The 17,408-nt window shown below is 47.7% G+C and carries 19 protein-coding genes; 4 read left to right on the forward strand and 15 right to left on the reverse strand.

Going from position 1 to position 17,408, the window contains the following annotated elements; genetic code table 11:
- The first annotated feature begins 2 nt into the window (after window positions 1-2).
- The gene (locus QMA35_RS12085) at window positions 3-839 is read left to right on the forward strand and encodes a M48 family metallopeptidase (RefSeq protein WP_281647405.1); all 837 of its coding nucleotides are present in this window, start codon (window positions 3-5) and stop codon (window positions 837-839) included.
- Between the two features lie 48 nt (window positions 840-887).
- Here QMA35_RS12085 and QMA35_RS12090 read toward each other — a convergent pair whose 3' ends face one another.
- Entirely contained in the window at window positions 888-1,139 is a 252-nt protein-coding gene (locus QMA35_RS12090; RefSeq protein ID WP_281647406.1) for a hypothetical protein, read from the reverse strand.
- 221 nt (window positions 1,140-1,360) lie between these two features.
- Here QMA35_RS12090 and QMA35_RS12095 point away from each other — a divergent pair, with 221 nt between their 5' ends.
- Window positions 1,361-1,702, forward strand: a complete 342-nt coding sequence (locus QMA35_RS12095; protein ID WP_281647407.1) for a HopJ type III effector protein — start codon at window positions 1,361-1,363, stop codon at window positions 1,700-1,702.
- A gap of 150 nt (window positions 1,703-1,852) precedes the next feature.
- Here the strand turns inward: QMA35_RS12095 and QMA35_RS12100 are convergent, their stop codons facing one another.
- The 5 genes from QMA35_RS12100 to flgA form a co-directional block, all read right to left on the reverse strand.
- Window positions 1,853-2,476: a YceH family protein gene (locus QMA35_RS12100; protein ID WP_281647408.1), complete on the reverse strand. Its 624-nt coding sequence runs from the start codon at window positions 2,474-2,476 to the stop codon at window positions 1,853-1,855.
- 78 nt (window positions 2,477-2,554) lie between these two features.
- Window positions 2,555-2,794 (reverse strand): hypothetical protein, encoded by a 240-nt coding sequence (locus QMA35_RS12105; RefSeq protein WP_281647409.1) that lies wholly within the window; start codon window positions 2,792-2,794, stop codon window positions 2,555-2,557.
- 32 nt (window positions 2,795-2,826) lie between these two features.
- The gene (locus QMA35_RS12110) at window positions 2,827-3,015 is read right to left on the reverse strand and encodes a hypothetical protein (RefSeq protein WP_281647410.1); all 189 of its coding nucleotides are present in this window, start codon (window positions 3,013-3,015) and stop codon (window positions 2,827-2,829) included.
- A gap of 11 nt (window positions 3,016-3,026) precedes the next feature.
- Complete coding sequence (gene flgM / locus QMA35_RS12115; protein ID WP_281647411.1) at window positions 3,027-3,323, reverse strand: flagellar biosynthesis anti-sigma factor FlgM; 297 nt, start codon at window positions 3,321-3,323, stop codon at window positions 3,027-3,029.
- Window positions 3,324-3,393: 70 nt separating this feature from the next.
- Window positions 3,394-4,140, reverse strand: a complete 747-nt coding sequence (gene flgA / locus QMA35_RS12120; protein WP_281647412.1) for a flagellar basal body P-ring formation chaperone FlgA — start codon at window positions 4,138-4,140, stop codon at window positions 3,394-3,396.
- A 391-nt stretch (window positions 4,141-4,531) separates the two neighbouring features.
- On the opposite strand from flgA, the gene QMA35_RS12125 reads away from it, so the two are divergent.
- Window positions 4,532-6,064, forward strand: coding sequence for a hypothetical protein (locus QMA35_RS12125; RefSeq protein WP_281647413.1), 1,533 nt, complete (start codon window positions 4,532-4,534; stop codon window positions 6,062-6,064).
- Here QMA35_RS12125 and QMA35_RS12130 read toward each other — a convergent pair.
- Both QMA35_RS12130 and QMA35_RS12135 read right to left on the reverse strand, forming a co-directional pair.
- Window positions 6,052-6,699: a hypothetical protein gene (locus QMA35_RS12130; RefSeq protein WP_281647414.1), complete on the reverse strand. Its 648-nt coding sequence runs from the start codon at window positions 6,697-6,699 to the stop codon at window positions 6,052-6,054. The genes QMA35_RS12125 and QMA35_RS12130 overlap by 13 nt on opposite strands.
- Before the next feature lie 112 nt (window positions 6,700-6,811).
- A complete protein-coding gene (locus QMA35_RS12135) occupies window positions 6,812-7,438 on the reverse strand; it encodes a YgjV family protein (protein ID WP_281647415.1) in 627 nt (208 codons plus the stop codon).
- Between the two features lie 221 nt (window positions 7,439-7,659).
- Here QMA35_RS12135 and QMA35_RS12140 point away from each other — a divergent pair, with 221 nt between their 5' ends.
- A complete protein-coding gene (locus tag QMA35_RS12140; RefSeq protein ID WP_281647416.1) occupies window positions 7,660-7,923 on the forward strand; it encodes a hypothetical protein in 264 nt (87 codons plus the stop codon).
- 152 nt (window positions 7,924-8,075) lie between these two features.
- Here the strand turns inward: QMA35_RS12140 and ilvM are convergent, their stop codons facing one another.
- The 7 genes from ilvM to QMA35_RS12175 form a co-directional block, all read right to left on the reverse strand.
- Entirely contained in the window at window positions 8,076-8,351 is a 276-nt protein-coding gene (ilvM, locus tag QMA35_RS12145; protein WP_281647417.1) for an acetolactate synthase 2 small subunit, read from the reverse strand.
- Window positions 8,351-10,102, reverse strand: a complete 1,752-nt coding sequence (ilvG, locus tag QMA35_RS12150) for an acetolactate synthase 2 catalytic subunit (RefSeq protein ID WP_281647418.1) — start codon at window positions 10,100-10,102, stop codon at window positions 8,351-8,353. The genes ilvM and ilvG overlap by 1 nt, the downstream gene beginning before the upstream one ends.
- 254 nt (window positions 10,103-10,356) lie before the next feature.
- Window positions 10,357-11,661 (reverse strand): branched-chain amino acid transport system II carrier protein, encoded by a 1,305-nt coding sequence (gene brnQ, locus QMA35_RS12155; protein WP_281647419.1) that lies wholly within the window; start codon window positions 11,659-11,661, stop codon window positions 10,357-10,359.
- A gap of 56 nt (window positions 11,662-11,717) precedes the next feature.
- Complete coding sequence (locus tag QMA35_RS12160) at window positions 11,718-12,401, reverse strand: class I SAM-dependent methyltransferase (protein WP_281647420.1); 684 nt, start codon at window positions 12,399-12,401, stop codon at window positions 11,718-11,720.
- A gap of 168 nt (window positions 12,402-12,569) precedes the next feature.
- A complete protein-coding gene (gene pckA / locus QMA35_RS12165) occupies window positions 12,570-14,183 on the reverse strand; it encodes a phosphoenolpyruvate carboxykinase (ATP) (RefSeq protein ID WP_281647421.1) in 1,614 nt (537 codons plus the stop codon).
- A gap of 241 nt (window positions 14,184-14,424) precedes the next feature.
- Complete coding sequence (locus QMA35_RS12170; protein WP_281647422.1) at window positions 14,425-14,868, reverse strand: cobalamin biosynthesis protein; 444 nt, start codon at window positions 14,866-14,868, stop codon at window positions 14,425-14,427.
- Window positions 14,869-14,915: 47 nt separating this feature from the next.
- Window positions 14,916-17,408: hypothetical protein (locus tag QMA35_RS12175; RefSeq protein ID WP_281647423.1), on the reverse strand; the 2,493-nt coding region annotated here is incomplete at its 5' end.

Here is a 17,408-nt window from a genome sequence, read left to right on the forward strand (position 1 = left end):
GTATGAGTTACAGTAACCCGAAAATCCCGGAGGGCATCAATGTTACCGATGAACACCCTCTGAAGGATTTTTTCTATATGTTGCTCGGCATAGGTCTAACGGTGATCGCCATTATTATGGTACTGGCGATCACTGCGGAATACCTTGTGCGGTTTATTCCCTTCAGCGTTGAGCAAAAACTTGCCAACCACTTTCAGGCAGAACTCTTCGAGGCTTCAACAGAAACCAGCAAGCATCAGCAGTACCTGCAAGAAATGACTGATCGATTATCTGTAGCCCAACAACTGCCAAAAGACATGACAATCACTGTGCACTACATAGATGGTGATGAGGTCAATGCGTTCGCAACACTGGGTGGTCACGTTTTTATCTACAGAGGTTTGCTGGAAAAAATAAAGAGCGAGAATGCTTTATCAATGGTACTTGCCCATGAAATCGCCCATATCAAACATCGGGATCCTATTATTGCTATGGGAAGAGGAGTTACCGTAAGCCTTGCCATGCTCAGCCTGGTTGGTGCGGGAGACAGTACAGTTGCTCAACAGGTTGTCGGGCAAATCAGTTTACTGACAACTCTTGGCTTTAACCGGGATATGGAACAAGAAGCTGATAAAGAAGCTCTGTTTACTCTGAAAAATCATTACGGCCACACCAAAGCAGCAGAAGACATTTTCAGTATGTTTATTGCTGAACAGAATGGATTGGAAATACCTGAATTTTTAAGCACACATCCGCAGAGTGAAGACCGTATTACTGCTGTTAAGGGCTTCCAAAAACAGTATCGCCATCAAATAAACGACAAGATAACGCCACTTCCTGAGTGGTTGGTTAAGCCCTGAGTTTCGGGGCTAATGCCAACTCATACTCCAAAAGGGTGTCCAGGACATCTACCCGGCGCCGGCATTCATCAATATCCCGTCCCCATACAACCTCCCGTTTTCTTTGAGCAAATAAGCAACACCTTGTCCACAGCGTCGCATACGGGTTTCTATACGTCCGGCCAGCCTGAAGTTATCCATGTTGTTTTCAAAAATAGGGATCGACAATATTTGAGTGGATTCGACTGACGCTTTAAAAACGGTAGTTAATCCCCAGCCTTCCAGCAAAAGAATATCATCCTGCCAAATGCGCGAGATCAAAGAAGCTGATCGGTTATGCAATGCTGAGCTGTCAGACGAACTGAGCAGCTGGCACTCATGGCGGGTGACAATAAGACACGTGTCTCACTTTTAAGGCATTTCTTCCCCGCAAGAATACAAGGTGCACGTGAGTCCAAAGGCATATTATGGTGCTGTGCAAGCTCTGCTGAATTAATATAACAAGCTTCATCCCAGAATTATAAATAGCTACAGGAACGACCATGCTCAACCAATTCCTGAACCGTCTTGCTAAAGAACCTCAATCCGTTGAATTCACTGACGCTATGTCAGTCATCGATCAGCATTATGATTTTACTCCTACTGATTTCAGTAACGGAGATATCAAAAATGCACCCGGCCAAAACTCGGGGTCCTGCAAGATTTTTGCTTTCTCGCAAATGAACAACCTTTCTAAAGATCAGACTCTGGCCTGTTTTGGTCACTATTACCGGGAGCATGTTTTAGAAAACCCGGAAGGCGATGATCACCAGAATATCCGGCAATTTATGCGGCATGGCTGGGCGGGTATCTTTATTGATGGTGAGCCATTAAAGGAAAAATAAAATCCAGAATCCCAGGGGGCGTTCTCAATTAAGCATACGAATCAGCGGCGCTGAAAGCCGCTGACTGGGAGAAAAGGCATTACCTGTACAGCGGCAAAGGTCAGGACAAACTCAGCACTCTGTCTTTAACAGGAACGACCAGCCCGCCTATTACTGATTAGCCTTGAGCTGATAACGCAGACGCTCTACCTCAACTTTCAGCTCTTCCACTTCCTGCTCAAGCTCGCGTATACGCTCCCTGTCGCTTTGCGCTGCTTTAATGGCAGGAGGCACATCAACTTCACCAGAAAAAAGATGAGCAAACCGGGATTCTCTTCGGCCAGGTTCTCTGGGCAGCTGCACGACTAACTCTTTGGAAACCATCTCCTGCAACGCAGACTCAACATCGGAAACATCCCCGAATGTGGCCATGCGTCCGGAGCGGCTGCGGAACTCTCCCGGAGTTTGGGCGCCACGCAGTAGCATCAGGCAGACAATGGCTCTTTCCTGCTCAGATAGTTGAAGATGACTGAAGGCGGTATTGCAAAAACGATGTTTGTAACGGCAGGTTCTGGAGCCACTCTCTTCACTGACCAAACGCTGATCTATCAGGTTATTCAGCGCCTGAGTCACTTCTGCACTGGTAAGAGATAATACAGGATCACGGCTGCTTTTCTGATTGCAGGCATTCACCAGCGCATTCAGGGTCAGAGGATACTGATCAGGGGTGGTGCTTTCTTTCTCCAGTAAACAACCAACAACGCGAGCTTCGTTCAGTGTCAGGTGAACATCCATCCGTTTTGCTCCCTTGAAAAACACAGTCAGAATGAAAGTCTTTATACGCCAATATCGCGGCGTATTCACTGAAAGTTTTCAGGCATATCCAAGAGAAACAGATTCACCGTAACGTCCATCGGAACCATCTTCCCAATAGCCTGCATGACTCTGCCCGCGGCCAAGTCTATCAAGCATGGTTGTGATAATTTCCTGCTGCATATTTAACAACTGGCCAGAAAGGTTGTTAGCTGTCTGGCATTCCCGGCCAAGGCGAGAAAACTCCAGCCACAAATCCAGCTTTTCTGTAGACGCATGAGTCGTTAAAAACGTCTGCATGCCCTGCGGGGAACTCTGAAACCCAAGAGCCGCTAAAGGGTCTCTCTTTCTGCAACACTGTATTGCAATGCAGACGACGGTTCTGATGTTTCATCGTTCAAAAGCGGAAGTGTATCCATATTCCGCTTTCGCAGGCACTCAGCCTGTTTCTGAAGCAGTGTTTTCATACACTGCATTTTTTCTATATCGGAAGAAGGAGCGGTAAAGATACGTGCAGGCATTGAAGGTTTGTCTACTTCGGTTCCAGTGATGCCTCAAAGTCGAGCATCTTCTGTGCCAGCTTCTCATAATCGATTTTCAATTCACCGCGCACAATCGCTTGACGAACTTCTTCAACCTTGTCCATATCCACATCCGGCGCAGACTTTGCCAGAGCTTCAGCTTCCTGCAGAAGAGCGGCGTCGGCACTGATAGAAACAGAATCCTGACTGGCCTCTTCTGTTTTTATACTATTTTTCCGGTTATCCGCACGTCGTGACTTTTCCACAGAAAAATCTGCGACCGAGGCGGAAATACGAGTTGTAGTCATGCTGAAATTCCGGACTCTCTGTTGACTTCAGGAGTCGTCATAAAACACTGAAAATTAAACTCAGATCCTGTTACAGCCCAACAGTCACTACACTGTTTTGTTGAACCTGACCATAAAGTACCTTGCCGCTGGAATTATTGCGAACTCTCACACTATCTCCAATCGCGCCATCATCCATAACTGTGCCGGAAGCAGTAACGGACAAACCGCCAGTGCCGGAACGAATCTGCACTCTGTTACCTTTACGCACTGCAAAAGTTCGTTCAAAAAGAGTGTCATTCAAAACATCACCAGGTCTAACTCTCCGACGAAGGTTTTTTCCTTCGAGGTACCTAATATCTGTTATGTAGCCGCGCCGGAGTTTTGCCAGGTTTCGCATTTCCAGAGCCACATTCGAAGAAGCAATAACAGTTCCCGGTGCAGCTGTATTTTTTACCACCAGCACTGGAGCCTGTATCAAGATTTCACCATTCACATACAGAGACCAAGGGCGAAAGCCTTCACAGGACACCTTAACCCTTTGGCGCCCAGCATTAGAGACCCGACTGCCATCAACCGAAAGGGGGACGGTACAGGGAGCCAGCTTGCTGACACTGGCAGGCAAAGACACATCGACTTCCCATTGGCTATTGGGGATGCTGGCAGACAGACTTTTTGCCTGAACTTTTAACAGGTTAATAGTTACCCGTTCGATGTCCGATGCCGGGTTGGGTATTCCATTACCTTCAGCAAGAGCCAACATCGAAACAGTCAACATCACAATAAAGACTGAACACTTTCTGGTTACGGATTTCAATGAAACCTCGCTGAATAACATCAAATTTTCCGACAAACCTGTTCCGCTGGAACCTGTCAGCGGACATTTAATTCCGCGAGGTTAGAAAACAGTTTCCTCACGGGGAAAAGTGTAACAACGTTCTTCCCCTCCAAGTACGGATACAAATCGCATATCCATGCCCAATAACCAATAAACGACATATGGTGCATAGATTGCTCGATATAGATTGCCCATAGGTAGGTGTTCCTAAACCTGCCGATGGAAAATGCATGGCAATCAGTTTCGACAACCACCTGGGTCTTCACCAGCAAGCGAGAGAAACCCTGTCTCTGGGGAATGGCAGTTTAGACACTCCATCAACAAATCAGGCAAACGCACAACTGGTCGAGTGGGCACAAACCCAAAGTGATCTGCTGTTCTATCGGTCAGGATGGCACTGTTTTCGTACCTATTGCCGGTTAAGAGCCTTGGCCAGATCACTCTCTCCAACTTTGTAAATCCGGCCGGTTTGAATGCCCTCGGCACGAGCCTGTTCGCAGAAACAGCAGCCAGTGGCGTAGGGAATAGCCGAACAGATGATGGAACAGGCTCTGCAACAGGCTCTGCAACAGGCTCTGTAACAGCAGGGATTAACCATGGACTCCCTGAAAGGTTGATTCCCCCGTTTTTCCATCCTTGTCTAGGATTAATAAATAACCTTGGCAAGGATGCTTTACCCATTATGGATCCCCTGAAAAATCCAGGACCAGTCTCCCTCCCCCCTAATAACGGTGTAGATATTAAAGGCCCGGTAGAGGCTCACCACCCCACCTTGGGAAGGGTTAAACCGGTTGATGCACAGCCTCTCCTTGCAGGAAAAAACCTGGGGAAACACCTTTCCGGGAAAAGTGTCAAAGATTGGATTCTTACATTTTTTAAGCATCCGCTATCCACCCTGCATTTGGCCAGTGGACAACTCTCCAAGTTACGCAATAGCGATCCGGTGAAGTATCTGGGAGAGCTTAGTGATCTTGCAGCTATTCCCAAGGACCATCAGTTTCTTTTCAACGAGTGTTGTGAACTCAAGCAGGGGAAGCCCCAACAGGTTAGAAATCAGATTGAAGGCTGGCAGGCTTCTGCATTGCCTCACCTGATTAATATTCCTGGCAAAGGTTTAACCAAAACTCTCCAGGACACCCTGGCCTTAATCCAACAGTTTGAACAGAAGCCTGCCTATGAAGGCCGCAGGTCAGAACTCGGTGCAGCTTTCACTACATTATCCAGAAGAGTTCATAAAACTATTCACAACGCAAAACTGGGGGAACTTAATGCCCTCGAAGATCAACTCAAACAACTGGATCAGAAAATTGCCCGAACCTCTGGGGAGTCGCCATTCAAATCAAACTTTGATGGAATACAAGCCAAGCGTAATACCGAAGAGCTGGAAAACAGAAAGCCTCCCGAAGCACTCGAGCAGCAACCCATCGATGAATCCCAGTGGCCGGACGAACTCAATGAAATTAAAAACCGACTTACCAGTGATCCAGGTAACCCGGAATTATGGGAGAGTTTCACTGAGCTCAGAGAAGCTATTCAAGAAGAATACCCTGCAGAAACAGCTTATAAAATGACCGAGGAGTGTCTTCACTCATTGCACATTGCGATTCCTGATAGCACCCTGTTTATGAAACATTGGGTTGACCACCAATTGAAGTATTCTCCCAATAGTCAGGATGCATGGCACAACTACGACTCACTGGCTCCCAGTCTAACACCTGAAGAGCAAATTCATTATCTCTCTGATCTAATGGAAATGAATCCCGAAAACACCGGCGCTGGCGGTCGCCTTCTAGGCGTTTTACAGCAGGAAAAAGAAAGACTCAATGGTTATACCAGCCCGGAAGAGGAACAGGAGTACCGACAAATGATTGAAGCCCAGATTGAAAAGCTTCTTGCTACACCTAGCCTCACCTATCTCACATAGGTTTTTGAAGAGCCACGGGCGTAGCGGGTAAAAGTTACGCCCGGATACCACATGTTTTGCCCCGGCAGGCTGCGCCCTTTCAAGCTGGTTAAACGCCAGCCGCTTCTAGGATTGCTCGGCGTTTTCCACTGTTCAGAAAACTCAATTTTGAAGATGTTGCCCCGCTCATCCTTGATATAACTCACCCAGCCTTTATAAACCGGCCCCGCATCGCCAGTTCCCGGCCCAGGCAGTGTTCCCCGAAAATGATCATGATAAATAGCTACGACACCATCACGCGGTACAGAAAATCTGGCACGGGCAATATTGCGATGAAACCGCGTTTTCATTTCCTTTGGCTGGGAAGCCGTCACTGCCCCGGTTTCTCTACTCACCGTCAGAAATCCAACATTTTCCATGCTGCGGGTATGGTTTAAAGGTAGAGATTCCAACATAGCAATAGCAACAGCATCCATTTCTGGGGTCGCTACAACATCGAAGGGTGGTTCGCGTACGGCATCGGAAGAAGGCTCAGCAACCTGCCCTGCCGCAGTCGCAGGCAGGTTGAGGAGGCGATTCACTTCTTCCAGCTGGTAAATCTGGAATCCGAAAGTCACTACAAGACAGGAAGCAAGAACAAAGCTGAACAGTTTCATCAAGTACACTCCGATAACTCTATAAGTTATCGGCAGGTGCACCGAGTTTTGAGGGGATAGCCAGGGTGTGTTCACAGTTAAACATTGCAACTGTGAACACACCTAAGCGGAATCAGCCCTGAAGAGCCATTTCTAAACGGCCATTGGTGCGTGAGAAGCCAATCTTGGCAAGGTAAGTCGCGTGATCCTCAGAGCCTTCGGCAGAAACAATCTTGGAAACACCCTGTTCGGTAAAGAACTTGCTGTTTTCGCAGAACACAAACTGACCAGGTTTCAGGTCACGGTAAGGAGGTAGAACAAAGTCCAGATCCACTTCCATGGTGTTATCTTCGTTACGGTGGCAGATAAACACACCCGCCAGAGACAGATCACGGTGAATCATCAGCGCCGTGTATTCACGGTCATCACGCAGGCTGAACGGAGGGAAGAACTCTTTAATCTCAGACTTATGCAGATTAATAAACTCATTCAAGTACTGATCAGAAACAGAAGCTGGCAGTACACGGAAATGGCTCTTCTCGTTGTACATTTTCCAAAGGTAGAACATGTTCATGGCTACAAGGTAATAGTTCAGCAGAACCACCGGAAGAGCGCCGAGCAGCAAACCATAGGTACCAAAGCAAAAACTACCGAACATATTGAACCAGCGCAGGCGTACCAGAGAACTCATGCTCAGGCTGACAGCGGTGAGCAGTGTGGCGAAATAGCCGAGCATTTCAAGCCAGTCGATTTCTGACATGGTAGTTACCTCCGAAAAAAAGGTGCGGATTCTAATATATACTGCTTCTGATATCGCTGTTTATTTTTTGATCTAAGTTAATGCATATTTAAATTGCCCCATTTTTTTTCGATTCCTCTATTTGCAGTAAAAATATGCAGTAAGCAGTAGAACAGTTATGCAGTAAGAAGTAGAACAGTAAGGAAACATGTGTTGTCCGCTATACAGACCTAAATATTCCCATGGGTAACCTGAGCAATGCCATAGCCATTGTTCAAACAGCTGAGAATGCTCTGAAGAGAAGAGCCAGTCTAATTGGGTGGATGCTGAACCTGACCCTGACCCAAAAGTCCCTGCGCAGCAGTTATTCCTATAACGAGCGCAAAGCTATGCAAACGCAAATTAGGGGAATGATCAACGAGATGGGTGATCTTGCCCGGGAAACTCGCTTCGGCAATAAACGTCTATTTGATGGTTTCAATACTGCCGCAGAGCGACCGGTGTAGCGGCTCTTGAAACCCATATTGATTTCCCAGTGAATGTATCGTTCAGGTTGCAGGAATGGCGGACAGACGATTACGCAACTCTGACAACCCCCGCGATGCCAGCAACCGTCGGGCAGAAATCCTTATCGATATTAATGACGCATAGCTTCTGGCTATGCTCTCAACACTTCTTGCTCTTCATTTAGAAGAGCAACATTGTGAACATCCACCAGCTTCTCAAGTTGCCGCAAAAGCTGGTCAGGGTTGAGTCCACGAACCTGCATATAAATACTTGCATCGCCACTGTCTGACTCCGGCATACTCAGGCTACACAGTGTATAACCCCGGTGACGTACAACCCTCAGAACACGTTCCAATATCGCTGGCCGGTTGGCAGTGTGAATAAACAAACTGTGAAAACTGTTATTGCTATCGGATAATGTGTTCATTAGATACCCTCCAGCATTTGGTGGTTGGCGGCACCCGGTGGAACCAGTGGCCATACATTCCCTTCCGCGTTAATAGCCACATGCAGGAAATAAGGACCATCACTGGCAAGCATTTCCTCTAAAGCGTCTGTAACCTGCTCCCGTTGCCAGACTGTCTTTCCGGACACCCCGAATGCTTTGGCCAGGCCGATAAAGTCCGGGTTATCAGAAAGATTGGTTTCACTGTGGCGGCCATCAAAGAACAGGGTTTGCCACTGGCGAACCATGCCTAATCTTTCGTTATCCAGAAGAACAATTTTTACCGGAAGGTTCAGACGACGGAGTGTTGTCAGTTCCTGAATATTCATCATGATAGAGCCATCACCACTCACACAGACAACTGTATCGTCGGGGCGGGACAAGGCAGCACCAATGGCGGCTGGCAGGCCAAACCCCATAGTTCCCAGCCCACCGCTGCTCAGGTGATTCTCAGGACGTGAAAAACTCATATGCTGGGCAACCCACATCTGGTGTTGCCCAACATCACAGCTAACCACTGTATTGATCGGAAGCTTTTGGCTTAACTCATTCAACAAAGCTGGAGCATAAACTGTGCCCCCAGGGGCGTTATATTGCCAACGGTATTCATGGGCCATAGCCTGACAATGTTTCTGCCATACCTCACAATCTGAGAACACTGCGATGGCTGGAAGAATCCGGCAAAGATCGCCCTGCAGGGCAACATCCGGCTGCCGCCTTTTACCAAACTCCGCCCGGTCTATATCCAAGTGAATAACTTTTGCGTCTGGGGCGAACCCGTCCAGCCGACCAGTCACACGATCATCAAACCGTGCACCTACACATACCAGAAGATCACACTCCTGCACCGCGAGGTTGGCAGCCTGTGTGCCATGCATTCCCAGCATTCCCAAATAACCGGCAGTTTGGGGGGCAATTGAACCAAGACCTTTCAGGGTGACCACTGAAGGCATGCCAGTCAAAGCCTGAAACTGTCTCAACTGTTCAACAGCGCTGGCCATACCAACACCGCCACCGGCATAGAGCATTGGTTTTTTCGCATTGCTTATAAGAACTCTGGCTTGCTCAAGATCATCAGGTTCCGGCATAGGAAGACAACCTTCCTCCCTGACACTATGAAGAACCGTAGAGGGTATGGCCTGTAGAATATCTTTGGGCAAGTCGATAAGAACAGGTCCTGGCCGACCAGATTGGGCAATGCGAAAAGCCTGCTCAATCACTTCCGGAAGTTCATCAACTGACGACACCAGAAAACTGTGTTTGGTAACGGCAAGACTTAGCCCGAGCATATCCACTTCCTGAAACGCATCTGTACCCAGTACTGAAGTTGGAACCTGGCCGGTTAATGCAACAAGAGGAATAGAGTCCAACATGGCTTCGGCCAGCCCGGTCACCAGGTTTGTAGCCCCGGGCCCGGAGGTAGCAATACAAACCCCAGCTTTTCCGCTGGCTCTGGCAAAACCAACTGCAGACATGGCTGCTCCCTGCTCATGTCGACAAAGTATGTGCTCCATCGGACTTTCATAAAGAGCATCGTATAGCGGCATAATTGCGCCACCGGGGTAACCAAACACTGTGGAGACTCCGTGTTCAAGCAGTGCCTGAACAACATATTCTGCGCCACTTGTGCATCCATGTTGCTCGTGGCCGGATTCTGATTTTTCAGACTTTGGCTTTTCAGACTTTGGCTTTTCAGACTTTGGCTTTTCGGAATCGTCTGCTGCTGTTGTCATCGGTCTGCCCCTCTACTGGTTGCCGATCTTTTTCTTTCCGCCCAAAAGAAAACCCCCGGTCCTTTCGGAGCGGGGGTTTCTGGAATTCTGGTCTGTGTCTTTCTTCAGCCCATAATCAGCCCCCGCAGTGAGTTAATAATCACCACGATGACGAGAAGTAGGTTGTTGGAAGACATAAGGTTCATTTTTAAATCTTTGAGCTCAAAATATTCTGTTTAAGAAATAACACAGGGTGCGGGCACCCGCAAGGCAAATTACGCACTTCTCTTACGGGAGAACAATTCTGGCAGCCGCACTATCCATCCAGCAAGGATGACTAACAACCCCGGTATAAGCCAGCCAAGGCCGTTATCAAACAAGGGGATTGAATGCACAAAGGATTCTGCTCCCATTAAACCTGCCGCGTTTAAACCATCCAGACAGCTAAACCCAAAAACCACAGCTAATGCTACTTGCATACAGCGACTGGTGACGACTACCTTCTGCCTGAGGATTTCAGCAAAGATAATCATGATGGCCACAGGATAAATAGCCACCACCACAGGTATGGATACTTTCAGCAAAGTATTCAAACCAGCATTAGCAACAATCATGGAAAGAAACGATACCGACATCACCCAGAATCGGTAACCCACTTTGGGCCAGCGATGGTGAAAGTGATCACCAAAAGATGTTGTCACTCCTACAGCTGTGGTTAAGCAAGCCAGAGTAATGACAACGGAAAGAGCGATCTGCCCGGCATCACCCAATAAATGGGTTACCATTATCGATAAAATATGTCCGCCATTTCTGGCATCCGGCACAATCTCCCGACTGATTCCTCCGAGATAGAACAATCCCAGATAAACCAGCGACAACCCTATTCCGGCAATAAGAGAGGCCATAATGGTGTATTTAATAATGGCTCCGCGATCTGTCACACCAAACCGCCGAACCGAAGCGGCAATCACAATACCAAAAGCCAAAGCTCCCAAGGTATCCATGGTGAGATAACCCTGAACAGCACCTTCAAGCATGGCATGCTCAGCCCATGCTCCCTGCCCGGGACCAAGCACGATTTCCGGTTCAAGCATCATGGCAATACATATCGCCCCCAGAACCGTTGCAAGAACAGGGGTTAATATTTTGCCGACAATTGTTATCAACCGTCCTGGAAATACACACAGCCAAGCCACGACTGAAAAGAAAATAATGGAATAGAGTGCAAGATAGAGCGGCGACTCTCCGCCGAGCCACGGCAGGATGCCAACCTCATAAGCCACAACGGATGTTCGGGGAACAGCGAAAGCCGGCCCAATAATAATGTAAGCTGCCATCCAGAATGCTAAAGCCAGTACACCGGGAATATCCCGAGTCAGGTTTTCCGCACTGCCTGCCATGGCAATGGCGATAATAGCCAAAAGGGAGAGCCCAACATCTGTAGCCAGAAAACCTGTGAGTGAGAGCCAGAGGTTTTCACCGGAAAGCTGCCCTGCCCAGGGAGGGAAGATCAGATTTCCAGCCCCGAGAAAAAACGCAAAAACCATCAGTCCCAATCCGAGAATATCGTTTTTTCTCATAAACTCATGGCTCCTGTCGGATTTACTCGGCTTTTACTGAGGAATAACTATAGGCGTTAATTCTCTTCTGGCATGTTCTCCGGCTTTTTTAGAAGAATCACATCATTCCCTACAAACTCCAGCTCACAACCTGTTTGGTTCGCGAACCACTGGAATGTTTCCCGGCTGAAAAAACTGATATGGGTTTTATCTCGGATGTAGTGCCAGTTCTGAAACGCTTCCTGATTTTTCACCAGCTTAGTCATCAACCCCAAAAAGCCACCGGGTTTCACCATATCCAGCAACCTGGCCAGAACATCCCTGGGATTTCCCAGATGTTCAACAACTTCAGTACTGGTTACAAAGTCGTAAGTGCGATCCAGAACATCAGGATTATCTGCGTAGTACAGGTCGTACACATTCATGGAGTAACCGGCTTCCGCAAACATTTCTGCCAATACAGGACCTGGCCCACAACCAAAATCCAGCCCTGTTGCCGGTGGTGCCACCAGCTCAGTGATGGGTGAAAACATTCGGAACAGGAAGCGTTGATAACCTGGGTCACCATCTACATTTTCATGGAGGTCATAACAGGCTTTTTCATCGGTCGGTGAGAGATGCCAGGCTTTGGGAACAAATACCAGTTCGCATTCCTGACAACGCAGATACTCTCGGTATTTATCCTTCCAGAAAGAGACATTGTGGGTTCCGCCACATAGCGGGCAGACAAGATCTGTCATAACAGTTTTACAGGACATCATCAGATTGCGGCTCCCAGGCCAATGTTCACTGGGAACTCAGGTTAAGGGCTTCGATCACGAGAATGTATGACCGGAAGGTTAGGCGTACAATTCTGTTGATTGTAAAACATTTCCAGAAGCAGAAACGGCTCGCAATGCGAGCCGTTCTGAACACACAAAATATTGTTATTACAACTGAGGGCCTGCAGCTAAAAGAGCCTTACCGGCATCATTGTCTGTGTATTGCTCAAAGTTAACAACAAAGCGTCCTGCCAGATCCCGGGCACGAGCGTCCCAATCAGCTTCGGAGCTCCAAGTATTCCGCGGGTCGAGAATATCAGTATCTTCAACACCTGGAACACTGGCAGGAACAGCCAGATTGAAGTACGGCAGATTGATTGTGTCAGCCTTATCGATAGATCCATCCAGAATGGCATCAATAATGGCACGGGTCGCTTTAATGGAAATACGCTTGCCTGTTCCATTCCAACCGGTATTCACCAAGTAAGCCGTAGCACCGGAAGCCTGCATGCGCTTCACCAGAATTTCAGAGTACTGGGTTGGGTGAAGGCTCAGGAATGCTGCGCCAAAGGCTGCGGAGAATGTTGGAGTTGGCTCAGTAATGCCACGCTCAGTACCAGCCAGCTTTGAGGTGTAACCAGAAAGGAAATGGTACTGGGTTTGTTCAGGAGTCAGTTTGGACACCGGAGGCAAAACACCAAAAGCATCGGCTGCCAGGAAAATAACCCGGTTGGCATGACCAGCCTTGGACACCGGCTTCACGATATTTTCGATATGGTGAATCGGGTAAGAAACCCGAGTATTTTCAGTCAAGCTGTTATCGTCAAAATCTATGCTGTTATCGTCCCGGACAACCACGTTCTCCAGCAGCGCATCACGACGAATAGCATTGTAGATATCTGGCTCGGCCTCTTTGCTCAACTTGATGGTTTTGGCATAGCAGCCACCTTCAAAGTTGAACACACCATCATCATCCCAGCCATGCTCGTCATCACCAATCAGTTCACGCTTGGGATCAGTAGAGAGAGTGGTTTTACCCGTTCCGGAGAGACCAAAGAAAATTGCCACATCACCGTCTTTGCCAACGTTGGCAGAGCAGTGCATAGACGCCATGCCTTTGAGAGGGAGCAGATAGTTCATTACCGAGAACAAACCTTTCTTCATCTCACCGCCGTACCATGTACCACCAATCAGCTGTACTTTTTCGGTCAGGTTAAAGGCAACAAAGTTTTCTGAGTTCAGCCCCATTTCCTGCCACTGGGGATTTACGCATTTTGCCCCATTCATCACCACGAAATCTGGCTCAAAGCTCTCCAGCTCTTCTGCTGACGGACGGATAAACATGTTGGTAACAAAGTGCGCCTGCCACGCGACTTCTGTAATAAAACGGACGGCCAGACGAGAGTCTGGGTTTGCACCACAAAAAGCGTCGACAACAAACAGTCGCTTACCGGAAAGCTGATTTGTTACCAGCCCTTTGAGATGAGCCCAGTGCTCTTCAGAAAGAGGTTTGTTATCGTTTTTCCCTTGATCAGACCACCAGATAGTGTCTGCTGTAGTCTGGTCTTTAACGATATACTTATCTTTAGGAGAACGACCGGTAAAAATACCGGTATTGACTGCAACGGCACCAAGATCTGTCACCCTGCCCAGTTCATAACCCTCAAGCTCTGGCTTGGTTTCTTCCTCAAACAGCAGGCCATACGACGGATTGCGAACGACTTCTGTTGCATTAGTGATCCCGTGGGGTGACAGGTCAAGCATGGTCTTGGGTATACTCATTAAAGTTCTCCCGCTCTGGATGGTTTTATTGTCGGGCGAATCCGATACTGCAATCCTTTGCAGATCGTATATTTCTTAAGAAGCTACCTAAAAAACTGCGGTTCTCCAGAGAAACGCTTTTACGATAGCCCCTATCCTGAAAATGGTGGGCAACAGTTTGTACGTGTGTTTCTGTCTACCCGGGTGCGTTTTTACCCTATCAGGCCAAGAAAATCCAGATACGCCATACGTATTTACCCACTTACGCAGATGCCCTACACACGGAAACCACCACCCCTCGCTCGTTAAAACAAAGCCGAAACCTGAACGAAGGAGCCAGCAGTTGGTTGGCTCCACTGAAAAACAAGGCCGATCTCTCACTCACAGATTCGGGAGCCAGTAAAGGGACTCCGGAATCGGTGCTGACGGCCACGGAATGAAGCGTAACAGCATCACAGGTAATAAAGGGCACCCCGTGAACTCGGGCAAAACCATCGTAGGCCGGGTCGTGTTTTTTAATGGCAATGCTGGCCACAATGACATCTTTAACATCTATTGCCAGAGTATCCAGATACTGCATAACCCCCTGACCGATAACTTCCAGAGGCGTACCTCTTTCACTGCCGAGACCAACAACATAGCAAGACTGATTGATTACCTGACCCTGCTGCAGCGCAGAACCAATTGCACGACTGCGGACATCCATCGAATTATTCACTTTTGTTTGACGAACGCAGCCAAGGATAGTTGACGCTATAAAGGTTTGGAGTAACTGTCTTGACGGCGTATCGGGAATGGTATATTCCCCCAAGGAGAACTTACTGTCTGAGTAAACGAGCTTGGAAGTTCTGCTTCAAACGTCGTGGTATAGGGTGGTGATAGAATGAACGGAAAAGGTGCGAGGTTTTCTCTCGATATGGCGGTCGGCCGTTTCGGAACCTTAGGCAGCAGAGAGAAATCAAACGGTTGAGATGCACGGGCAGGTAGACGATTGATTGCTTGCAGGGAAGGGGAGGCTTCAACCAGCTCCCAACCTTTCCTCCCTTTTCTCGACAGCTTTAAATCCAGCCAGTCGGCTCTTGCTTCTGATCTATGACGTTCTGCTTCTGGTAGAGAGAGATTTTTATAAAATGCCCCCCAATAACCCGACCACATTCGGTAAGCCTGAAGTAAATGAATCTCTTTACTATCTTCTTGCTTGATAAAAACGTCTAGATCAAATACCAGCACCAATGCCTGCAAAAGCTGCTCTTCTTGAGCAAGATCGATTTTTTCATTGTTCAGAGGTGTTTGCTCCAGCGACTCCTCTATCGCTGCCAACAGTTTCCATGAGTGCCAGATGCCCTGAGTGTGGACATCAGCATTAGGCATACGTTTTGGGGAATCAATGCTGTCCCAAGGTATCGTATTCTGCCATTGCTCTGGCTCCCTTGTATTTGTTTTTTTTTCCTCTAGCTCCCTTGTTTGCGAGGTGAATTCTGCTTTTTTTCTTAAGGCAGGAACGAGAGGCTGTATAGCATTTCGTAATGAACAGGAACGCCAAGTCGGGTCATCCATCATAAGAGGCGCTCTCTGCTCAAATAACACACGACCAGCCAGTGAAGCAATATGCAGGGGTTGCGAGGGTTGCGAGTCATCTCTTGAAAGAGGAGGGAAAACTGTAACATTGTCAGCCCTTGTCAACCGCAAGGTCAAAAGCGCTCCATGGGGTTTCTCTTGATGCCCAGGGTCATTACGAACCTTGTAAATCTCATCTTGCAAAATTTTCAGGGGTTGATCTGTACGGTAATCAACAATAATAGGGTTTTGTGGCAGCTGACAAGTTGCCGATTTTTCTTCACCCCCATATGCAGGGGCCTTCACCACTGTTTTCAGCGAAGAAGGCACAGGCCCCCCTTTAAGCTGCGAGGGTGAGGATAGTAAAGTTCTGGGACGCGTCGTCCCACTCACGTCACCACTGCCTCCAACCTCAGAGTTCTGAGGTTGTTGTACGACTGATAATGAACTCTCAGCCTCAGCAAGTGTGCGCATATCGTTACCCCTGGCTCTCGCCTCTTCTCGAGCTGCTTTGTAAAACTCACTTAACCTCTGCTCTGTTGTTAAACTATCTCCTCTCACTGCCTTAACAATATTATCCAGTTCAGACTTGGCACTTTCCCCTATCTGGCCCAGCGCATATTTCGACATTTCAGGATGTTTCAGAGGTCTCGACAAGCTAAAAAGAGGAGCACCCTCGGAGTATTGATACTTGGGCTGAACAGGTTCTCCAGACCTGTGAGTTCCAGAAATATATCTACTAACCATCCCTCTAAGGTAAGACAAAAGTTCGTCTGGCGTTAAATAACCCTCCTCGGCCTCAGAAGTGAGATGACTAAGCTCTCCGTTATATAATTCTCTTGCCCATGCCTTTAATTTCTTTTCATCAGAGGTTTCAGACATAACCAACTCAGTTTCCTGGTCTTCTTTCTGGGTTAGGAGTCCAGCTATGGAAAGAAAATCAAGAGCAAGGCGAAGAAGCATATTTTTCTCCACTCTCCGTTGCCAGTACTGGATCGCCTCTTCAATCGTAACCTGAGCACGAAATCCATTAAAGCAGGCAGATTTATTAATCTTTTCAATCACGGTATTAAGCAACCTGTAACGGTTGCCTTCTTTATTGCCTATCATGCCACAGGCTTCTGTGAAGCTTATTTTCTGATAAAGAAGGTCAAGGGCACTGGCTGCCAGCTTCTGTAACATTGTTGCTGGCTGAGAATATCCGGCATACTTCTCTTTGTAGCCACCTACCATGCCTTTTCTTACCAAGCTATCAATACCTTCCGATCGATGAAAATATCGGTCAAAAACTTCATACTGGGTATGACCGTTACTGTCCGTTGGGTGCCGTCCGAACATCAGCAAGTGCGCTGGGAAGAGATCAAAGTATTTTAAAACCAGCTCGCCTGACTCTTCATATCGATCCAGGGCATAATTCGGATACTTGGCATCCAGAAAACCTTCAATGATTTTTTCATATCCGGCTTCTTCATCCCGGGAGATAAACCCCTGATTTAAATCATGGAGCTTCTTAACTCCTTTTATAATCTCACCAGTAACCTGCCCCAAAAAGTCGTCAAGAGTTATATCCTCACCAAGAACAGAAATAGTGTCATCAGGGGAAAGATCTGCCATTTTTTCAAAATGAGTTTCCAGCAATTCATCAGATTTTAAGAGAGGTTGGGCTATCCAAACGGTTGCATGTTCAGA

The organism is Parendozoicomonas sp. Alg238-R29 (genome assembly GCF_947331445.1).
Lineage (GTDB): Bacteria > Pseudomonadota > Gammaproteobacteria > Pseudomonadales > Endozoicomonadaceae > Sansalvadorimonas.

Bases quoted from the DNA above. Each gene is read 5' to 3' on its own strand.
- QMA35_RS12100 (WP_281647408.1), bottom strand. From the start codon at position 2,476: ATGGATGTTCACCTGACACTGAACGAAGCTCGCGTTGTTGGTTGTTTA.
- ilvM (WP_281647417.1), bottom strand. From the start codon at position 8,351: ATGAACACATTATCCGATAGCAATAACAGTTTTCACAGTTTGTTTATT.
- QMA35_RS12105 (WP_281647409.1), bottom strand. From the start codon at position 2,794: ATGCAGACGTTTTTAACGACTCATGCGTCTACAGAAAAGCTGGATTTG.
- QMA35_RS12135 (WP_281647415.1), bottom strand. From the start codon at position 7,438: ATGTCAGAAATCGACTGGCTTGAAATGCTCGGCTATTTCGCCACACTG.
- QMA35_RS12140 (WP_281647416.1), top strand. From the start codon at position 7,660: ATGGGTAACCTGAGCAATGCCATAGCCATTGTTCAAACAGCTGAGAAT.
- ilvG (WP_281647418.1), bottom strand. From the start codon at position 10,102: ATGACAACAGCAGCAGACGATTCCGAAAAGCCAAAGTCTGAAAAGCCA.
- brnQ (WP_281647419.1), bottom strand. From the start codon at position 11,661: ATGAGAAAAAACGATATTCTCGGATTGGGACTGATGGTTTTTGCGTTT.
- pckA (WP_281647421.1), bottom strand. From the start codon at position 14,183: ATGAGTATACCCAAGACCATGCTTGACCTGTCACCCCACGGGATCACT.
- QMA35_RS12085 (WP_281647405.1), top strand. From the start codon at position 3: ATGAGTTACAGTAACCCGAAAATCCCGGAGGGCATCAATGTTACCGAT.
- QMA35_RS12095 (WP_281647407.1), top strand. From the start codon at position 1,361: ATGCTCAACCAATTCCTGAACCGTCTTGCTAAAGAACCTCAATCCGTT.
- QMA35_RS12110 (WP_281647410.1), bottom strand. From the start codon at position 3,015: ATGCCTGCACGTATCTTTACCGCTCCTTCTTCCGATATAGAAAAAATG.
- QMA35_RS12170 (WP_281647422.1), bottom strand. From the start codon at position 14,868: ATGGATGTCCGCAGTCGTGCAATTGGTTCTGCGCTGCAGCAGGGTCAG.
- QMA35_RS12160 (WP_281647420.1), bottom strand. From the start codon at position 12,401: ATGATGTCCTGTAAAACTGTTATGACAGATCTTGTCTGCCCGCTATGT.
- flgA (WP_281647412.1), bottom strand. From the start codon at position 4,140: ATGTTATTCAGCGAGGTTTCATTGAAATCCGTAACCAGAAAGTGTTCA.
- QMA35_RS12125 (WP_281647413.1), top strand. From the start codon at position 4,532: ATGGCACTGTTTTCGTACCTATTGCCGGTTAAGAGCCTTGGCCAGATC.
- flgM (WP_281647411.1), bottom strand. From the start codon at position 3,323: ATGACTACAACTCGTATTTCCGCCTCGGTCGCAGATTTTTCTGTGGAA.
- QMA35_RS12130 (WP_281647414.1), bottom strand. From the start codon at position 6,699: ATGAAACTGTTCAGCTTTGTTCTTGCTTCCTGTCTTGTAGTGACTTTC.